The following is a 7,227-nucleotide window of genomic DNA, read 5'->3' as shown; positions in this document are numbered from 1 at the left end:
CTGTGCGAACAACCGGTCCATCTTTACCAGCGCCTGGTTGGCCATGGCGCGGATCGAGCGCAGCGGGTGGGACTTCGGCACGAAATCATCCAGCCTCCGCATAGTGAACAAACTTTCTGTGAAGGTATCTGCGCCGCGCATGAAAGTGGAGTTGGATGGGCTCCTCAAATCAACGCTTCAGCCAGTTGTCGCGCTGACGTCCACCGGAGGTATTTCAGCGGCCTGCTAGAGCGTCAGATGTTCTCGCCAGCGCATTTCGATGCTGCCGTTTCTTTCGAGCCCGGTGCGTCGACGGCCGGCTGGGCGGCGCCAACAAACGTCCGCCCTGCCCATTAACGTAACCTTCCAGCAGCCGGCAAAAAATCGCTCTTCTGGCGTTATGTTGATAATAGGGCACATTTTGGCTGGACGTCGGCTGGGCCCGTTGGCCCCATGGGCTAGACCAAGGAGGCCGCGGCGAGGCGGCCAGATGCGCGACCGCAGCCCCTCCAGCCCAGCTCGAGTGCCCCGCCTTGGCACCGTGATCGCGCCTGAACGTGGCGTGGCGCATGCGGATACCACGGTCCCGCGCTCACCCCTTGGTTGTATCTCAATTGAGATGCATAATGCAGGTCCAAGCATAGGAGATTTCCATGGCGCATACTTCAATGTTGCACATCCGGGTGGACGACGACCTTAAAGCCCGGGCCACGCAAAACCTTGCCAGCGTCGGGCTAACCGTGTCCGACGCAGTTCGCATCCTGTTGACACGGATCGCCAAGGAGGGCGGGCTGCCGCCCGGTCTGACGACGGATCCCGAGACCTATGATGCTTGGTTCCGCGCCAAGGTCCAGCAAGCGCTGACCGACCCGGCCCCGCCGCTCCCGCATGACCAGGTCATGGACGACGTTCAGGCGCTGATCGACCGGAAACGCCGTGCGCGCGGTTGAATGGACGCGGTGGGCCAGGGCCGATCTTCTCGCCATCGTTGACTACATCTCGGATGATAATCCGGATGCGGCCCAGAGCCTGAAGGACGCCTCGAAGCGAAAGCGGCACGGCTGCCGGAACACCCCGAGCTCTACCGAGCCGGCCGCGTCGCGGGCACGCGCGAGATGGTCGTGGCGGCCAACTACCTGGTCGTGTACGCCGTGGATGCCACCTCCATCCGGATCCTGCGGGTACTCCATGCCGCGCAGCAATGGCCGTCGCCCGGTTGAGCCAGGCGAGGACTGACCAAAAAATGGGTGCGCCGCCCTGCCGCTACGTCGGCTTCGCCCTCGGCGAACCCACCAGCCTTTTGCGTGACAGACCACCTGAAACATCCAAGCACTAACGCTGCCTGACGTCGCGTCCAGGACGCGCAAACACGGCGCGCCGGCTTCGACGCTGATCGTCGCGGCAGCTCGTCGACTGCCTTGTTGAGATTGTTGCCACGCGTTGTATGTGACTCCGAGAGTCAGGCGGTCCGCAGCTCGCCTGACGCAACACAAAGTCTGGAGAACTCGCTAGTGGGCAGTTAATTGCATTTATAAGGACTTAATCCCATCAGTGCTCAAAGCGCTCGGGAACATCCCGGTCCGATGTTCGCAACAGGCATGCCGGGCAACGCGGCCGGCAACCGACGGTGAAGCACGCCACTCTCAATGCACGACGTCGGCTGTTCCGCCGCTGGCGCCCCGCAGGCATACCGGTGAGTCGCCAGGCATTCGCGGGGGATTTCAAGGGCGCCCTCCACCATCGTGGCCTGCCCAGCCCAGGCACCACGGCCGCTGTGCGCGCTTCCCGTTCTAGTGCTGGCCGGGCACGGAACCCGGTAGGTTGCGGCCAGCTACCCCCGGGACGCGGTCCATCACTTGGGGCGGGGGGCGGGTGCGACGAAGCAGCCGACGCCGCTTATTCGGGTTGAATGCCAGCTTGTTTCACCAGGCTCGCCCAACGATCCACCTCTTCGCGAAGCCGATCTCCGAGTTGAGCAGGTGACGATGCTTTGAGATCGATACCCTGGCTGTCGAGCCGTGCTTTGGTCTGCGGACTCGCCAATGCCGAGCGGACTTCGCCCGCCAGCTTGCTCACGACGGTCGAGGGTGTTCGCGCGGGTGCCACCAGGGCCCACCATTGGCTGACCTGCAATCCCGGAAGCTTGGCTTCTGCCGCAGTGGGAACGCCAGGAAGCGAAGACACACGCGCCGGACCAGTCACCATCAGCGCCGAGATCTTACTGCCACCAAGGAGGCTGCTGCCGCTTGCCAGGGTTGCGAAATGGCCTTTGACCAGTTGCGCAGACACATCGGTCAGCGCCGGCGCCGAGCCCCGATATGGCACGGCATCGACCGGGATCCCAGTCTGGGTTTCCAGCATCTTGGCGGCCAGATGGCTAATTGTGCCGTTCCCGCTTGTGGCAAGCTGCAGGGGCATTCCTGCCTTGCGTGAGTCCGCAAGGAACCGTTGGATGTCGCCTGCTCGATAGTGCGTGCTATCCACGAACAAGACAAGGGGTGCCTCGCCAAGCAATGAAACGGGCGCAAAGTCGCGCAACACATCGTATGAAATCTGGCGGAACACGGACGGTGCAACGGTATGCGCCAGTTCAATGACACCCAGCGTGTAGCCGTCAGGGGCCGACTTTGCCAACATGTCGGCGCCGATGCGGCCGGAAGCGCCCGCGCGATTGTCGACAACGACAGGCTGGCCCATCGTTTCGCTCATGCGTTGTGCCAACGCACGGGCCAGTGCATCGGTACTGCCACCGGCAGCCCAGGGCACGATCAATCGAATCGGCTTTTCAGGATAGGCGGCCAGGGCCGACGGCACGTGCGAGGAGAGGCAAAAAGTGATGGCAATAAATGGAGAACGCAAGCTCATGAGTGGCCCCGCAGGTTGTTTGGAAATCATGCTTGTCCCGGATCGCGTTCGCCGCGTGCAGTCAGCATCAGCATGACGGCTTCCGCTTTGTCGATGCGCCCGTCGGCACGCAGCGCTTGCGCGGCAGCCAGCCCCGCCCCCGCACACAGTTCGACCCAAAAACCGGCGGCAGCGAGTTGGCGGGTGCCCGCGCGTGCTGCAGCGTCATCGATGACCACCGCGCCACCTCCCGATTGCCTGACTGCGTGGACCTGCTGGGCAGTAACGGTTGACCCGGCGGTGGAAAATTGTTGGGTCGCGCCTGGGAAGTCGGACTGCTGCGACGCGCCCGCCAGCACGCGCGAAAGCCGTGGAAACGGCTCGATCGCCCAAAGGCGAGGCATCTTCGAGACGTGCCCCAGGGCGACGAGGTCCCGCAGCGCGCTATAGATGCCCCACAACAAATCCCCCCGCGCTGTTGGCACCATGACATGGTCGGGGCGGCATCCTTGAACCACCCACTCCAGTGCGACAGCGCGGTAACCTTCAACACCAAATACCGGGCTGCCCACTGCGGGCACGCTATAGTTGGTCAGCGCAAAGGCTCCCGCCTCCTTGACGCGGCGGCGGACATGTTCCCATCGCGCGTGACCGTTGTCGCAAATAACACGCCGTGCGCCGTAATAGCGCAACGCCGCGTCAAACACGGATGGAAGCGCCTGGTAGGTCGCGACTTCGCAGGCCAGACCCGCGGCGGCGCAATAGGCCGCGGCCGAGACTGCGGCGTTGCCGCTTGACGCCAGTACCACCTCGCTCGCGCCAATATCGAGAGCCCGGCTTACGGCCTGCGCCGACATGCGATCCTTGTGCGATCCCGTAGGATTTGCGCCTTCATTCTTGAGCCAGATGGAGGCCACGTCTGCTAGCGAAGCAAGGGTCCGAACCGGCACGCATGGCGTGGCGCCCTCTCCCAGCGACACGCCTTCCAGGTAGGGCTGCCAATGCCCCCACATATAACTTCCGCTTTTTGGTGCAAAATCCAGTGCCTGGAGGTGGTAGACCACTTCGAGACTGCTTGGCCGGCCAGCGCTTGCGCAGGCCGTGCACCCTTCCGGCATGTCACTGACCGGATATTGGGCGTGACACGTAATGCATTGCAGGGCGTGCATCGCCGGGTTGACAAGCGGTTCGGTGAGATGCGGAGAGTGGCTGGCGCGCATGGTAGAAGCCCAGGTGATAGTGACCTGAGTCTATGCGAAGGCACCCTGGGGCAACGCGGGCGTTTCGATAATCAAGTTAAGTAAAACTTATAGGGTGGATATGGGAACAGCCGCCGACATCGTGATCAGCGCTCGGCAAATCGAGGTGTTTCGCATGGTGATGCGTCTGGGATCGGCGCGCCGGGCCGCCGAAGCGTTGCACATCAGCCAGCCCGCCGTGACACAGATCGTGCTACAACTGGAAAACGCAGCGCGGTTAAGACTGTTCGATCGAACCAAAGGCCGTATGGTGCCGACACCGGAGGCGGCGTCGCTGATGGACGAAGTCGAGCGCGTCTATGTCGGGCTTAACGCTGTGCAACGCAAGATCGATCAATTGCGTTCCCACGAAGACACGGTCCTGCGCGTGGGGGCCTTGCACGCCATGGCGTCCAGCGTGATGCCGTCTTCGGTGGCCGATTTCATTTACAGCTATCCCCGCGTTCGTTGCCAGCTGGAGGTCGACAGCTCGCGGGGCTTGCGCGAACGCTTGCTTCAACGCGAACTCGATATCGCGTTCATGGGCGACGAGGCGGACACCAGTGGTCTGACTGCGTCCGAATTCTATTCAGTGCAGGCCGTTTGCGTCGCGCCCGCGACGCATCCTTTCGCGACGCGCGCAAAGGTCGGAATCGAGGATCTGATCGACGTACCGTTAATCGGCTTGGACGCTGCGGATCCTGCGCAACGCCGGCTGCAAGCGTGCTTTGCCGAGCTCGGCATCGAGCCGCGTTTCGTGGCAACCACACCTTATAGCCACACGCAGTGTTCCCTCGCCTTGGCCGGCGCTGGCCTCGCGATCACCAATCCATTGGTGGCCCGTATCTACGTAGCCCTCGGGCTGCGAAGCGTACCACTCACCGCGCCCGTTCGGTTCCGGGCAATCCTTGCCTTTCATCCGACCCAAGGCCAATCCACTGCGGCCCAGCAGTTCGTAAGCCTGTGCCGTCAGCGCCTGGCTGCTCTGCAGTGATAACTGCGTAGCAACGCGGGGCGCTCATGCGGAGCGCCCCGTAGTTTGTTCTGATCAGGCGGCAATTACCTTTGAGCGCCTTCCTCGATCAAGCCATCGCGGTTAGTAATTCTCGCGCCATCCAGGAACACGTCTGGGCGATCGATGATTGCTCTGCCGCCATTGGTATAGATATCTTGCGTCCCAATCCTGGCGCCATCGGTATAGACATCACGCATGCCGATGCCAGCATGCGCGACACCGGCGCCGCCGAAGGCGGCAACCGCCGACATCAGCAACAAGATTTGCTTTGACATTTTCCATCTCCTTTTCAGGCAACTACCTAGTGCCGTCCGATATGATCAGTGCGCTGCAACTCAAGCAGCCTGGGATAGCCTGATGACGATCCGCGACGGGTTTAGCCTCGAACAGGCTAATCGCCTGTCCTTGGTACGTAGTGTGCGCAACGGACCTCACGGCTTTGTCCGTTAAAGATCAAATTTTTGTCACGGCGCACCATGGCATGCGAGGTGCCACCGCATCGCGTTCCAGGAGCGATCAACGGGCTGCCATGCGACGTGGGCGTGGGACGGTGGCAAGAACGGACTTAAGCCTGCGCTAGCGGGGGCCGTCTGGCGCTCGGACATCGCGCGCGCGTGCGTCGGTCTCGCGCCGTGCGTCGCTGCGCTACCGGTCAGCGGACGCCACCTGCGTGCGGGTCAGGTGTTCGAGAACCGCCTTGCGCTCTATCTCTGCGGCGGCGCGCGCGGTAAAGATGCGGTACACGTAGTCCATCAGGACTTCTTCCTCATGCATCTTTCGAATGTTGAGGAAGGCCATGTGGCCGATGACCTTGCCCTGGCTGTCCTGAATCGGCAGACCGTAATAGCATTCGAAGCCCTGCTCCCGCGGAAACAGCTTGCCGATACCCTCTGGGTAGAACACAGGCAAGCCCTGCTCGAACACCGCCTCGCAAGGGGTGCCGGCCAGGTCGTACTCGACGTTGTCGCGGAACGCGTCCTTGAACCAGAAGGCCAGCGTGTGGACCCGCCGCGGTGGCCACCCTGTGCATTCCGTCACGAAAGCGCACGGGACATCGAGCGCGGCAGCGAAATGGCGGACAAGCGCGCGGAAGAATTCGTCGCCACAGGTGCCGGAAGTCCCCTCGACGATGTGCCTGAGTATGTCCTCGACACGCTTGATGCGCGTCACATCGGTATCCATGCCGATTAACCGCAATGGCTTGCCGTTGGCATGACGGATGGCGCTGCCCAGGGAATTGACCCACCGGTAGTGTCCGTCCTTGTGCATCAACCGGCACTGCTGTTGATAGCGCGGGCTTGCACCCTCGACGTGCCGCGCGATTGCCTGCTCAACGGCGACCCGATCGGCGGGATGAAGCCGTTCCGTCCAGGCCTGCAGGGTGTCTGGCAGTTCGTCGTCCTCAAAGCCGAGCATGGCCTTCCAGCGCTCGGAGAGATGGAATTCGTTGGTCTGGAGATTCCATTCCCACATGCCATCGTCGGCGCTACGCATGGCCAGGGCGTAGCGCTCCTCGCTCGAGCGCAGCGCGACCTCCTGCTGCCGGCGCTGCTGCATGGACAACGCCAGTTCGGTTTGCGCGGCTTCGACGCACGCGCGCAAATCCGTAACGACCTGGCGAATCTGCTCGAACTCATCAGGGAACCTGTCCTGCCCGGCGCCCGCATTGCGTGAGGCCACGGAGGTGACGCAAGTGCGTAACAACGCGTCCAGCGGACGTCGCCAGAAGGCGTGAACGGCAAGCGCGAGGATGCCGAGCATAAGTGCCAAGCCGACCGCAACCACCAGCACAATGCCCGAACGCGTGCCGGGAGGGCCGGCTCCGGGCACCCAGCCGACCAGAAGATAAGCCACCAGCGCCAGGCTGATCAATGCCGGCGGCAGCAGCAGCTTTGCTTTCAGGCCCATCTTGGCTCTCTTTCTGTGGCGCCAACCGGTGCGGCCTGGCATCCACAACAAGTGCTTTTTGCTTGACAGCTTAAGCGGCCTCAGTGGAAACACGCGATGCCGGCTCCGTACCTCGTGACGCGTCGCCGCAAGCCCTACCTAACATAGTCCACGAATTCGTCACCAACCAGTGCGGCGGCATCGCCAGCGCCCTTTCTCCCTGCGATCGGCGGAGTTAATTGAAGGCGCCGTGAGGGTTTCGTG

At 62.5% G+C, this 7,227-nt stretch carries 6 protein-coding genes and 2 pseudogenes; 3 read left to right on the top strand and 5 right to left on the bottom strand.

Features of this window, described 5'->3' with window-relative positions:
• Positions 1–141, bottom strand: a pseudogene (locus tag E1J61_RS33385) (IS5/IS1182 family transposase); the annotation flags it as partial.
• A 491-nt stretch (positions 142–632) separates the two neighbouring features.
• Between E1J61_RS33385 and E1J61_RS33380 the strand changes: the two are divergent.
• Together E1J61_RS33380 and E1J61_RS33375 are read left to right on the top strand one after the other, a co-directional pair.
• Entirely contained in the window at positions 633–929 is a 297-nt protein-coding gene (locus tag E1J61_RS33380; protein ID WP_022540171.1) for a type II toxin-antitoxin system RelB/DinJ family antitoxin, read from the top strand.
• Positions 916–1,199 (top strand): annotated as a pseudogene (locus tag E1J61_RS33375) (type II toxin-antitoxin system RelE/ParE family toxin). Before E1J61_RS33380 ends, E1J61_RS33375 begins: the two are co-directional and overlap by 14 nt.
• 676 nt (positions 1,200–1,875) lie before the next feature.
• Here E1J61_RS33375 and E1J61_RS33370 read toward each other — a convergent pair.
• Both E1J61_RS33370 and E1J61_RS33365 read right to left on the bottom strand, forming a co-directional pair.
• On the bottom strand, positions 1,876–2,844 hold the full coding sequence (locus E1J61_RS33370; RefSeq protein ID WP_133098101.1) for a tripartite tricarboxylate transporter substrate binding protein: 969 nt from the start codon (positions 2,842–2,844) through the stop codon (positions 1,876–1,878).
• A gap of 26 nt (positions 2,845–2,870) precedes the next feature.
• Entirely contained in the window at positions 2,871–4,043 is a 1,173-nt protein-coding gene (locus E1J61_RS33365) for a pyridoxal-phosphate dependent enzyme (protein WP_133098100.1), read from the bottom strand.
• 100 nt (positions 4,044–4,143) lie between these two features.
• Here E1J61_RS33365 and E1J61_RS33360 point away from each other — a divergent pair, with 100 nt between their 5' ends.
• Complete coding sequence (locus tag E1J61_RS33360; protein WP_133098099.1) at positions 4,144–5,055, top strand: LysR family transcriptional regulator; 912 nt, start codon at positions 4,144–4,146, stop codon at positions 5,053–5,055.
• 65 nt (positions 5,056–5,120) lie between these two features.
• Here the strand turns inward: E1J61_RS33360 and E1J61_RS33355 are convergent, their stop codons facing one another.
• Together E1J61_RS33355 and E1J61_RS33350 are read right to left on the bottom strand one after the other, a co-directional pair.
• A complete protein-coding gene (locus E1J61_RS33355; protein WP_133098098.1) occupies positions 5,121–5,351 on the bottom strand; it encodes a hypothetical protein in 231 nt (76 codons plus the stop codon).
• A 370-nt stretch (positions 5,352–5,721) separates the two neighbouring features.
• Entirely contained in the window at positions 5,722–6,984 is a 1,263-nt protein-coding gene (locus E1J61_RS33350) for a PAS domain-containing protein (RefSeq protein WP_133098097.1), read from the bottom strand.
• Positions 6,985–7,227 lie beyond the last annotated feature (243 nt).

The sequence above is a fragment of the Cupriavidus sp. L7L genome (assembly GCF_004353535.1).
In the GTDB taxonomy this organism is placed as follows: Bacteria; Pseudomonadota; Gammaproteobacteria; order Burkholderiales; family Burkholderiaceae; genus Cupriavidus; species Cupriavidus oxalaticus_A.
The sequence above is the reverse complement of the archived record's forward strand: the minus strand, read 5'-3'. Positions and strand labels throughout refer to the sequence as shown.

Bases quoted from the DNA above. Each gene is read 5' to 3' on its own strand.
- E1J61_RS33380 (WP_022540171.1), top strand. From the start codon at position 633: ATGGCGCATACTTCAATGTTGCACATCCGGGTGGACGACGACCTTAAA.
- E1J61_RS33370 (WP_133098101.1), bottom strand. From the start codon at position 2,844: ATGAGCTTGCGTTCTCCATTTATTGCCATCACTTTTTGCCTCTCCTCG.
- E1J61_RS33365 (WP_133098100.1), bottom strand. From the start codon at position 4,043: ATGCGCGCCAGCCACTCTCCGCATCTCACCGAACCGCTTGTCAACCCG.
- E1J61_RS33360 (WP_133098099.1), top strand. From the start codon at position 4,144: ATGGGAACAGCCGCCGACATCGTGATCAGCGCTCGGCAAATCGAGGTG.
- E1J61_RS33355 (WP_133098098.1), bottom strand. From the start codon at position 5,351: ATGTCAAAGCAAATCTTGTTGCTGATGTCGGCGGTTGCCGCCTTCGGC.
- E1J61_RS33350 (WP_133098097.1), bottom strand. From the start codon at position 6,984: ATGGGCCTGAAAGCAAAGCTGCTGCTGCCGCCGGCATTGATCAGCCTG.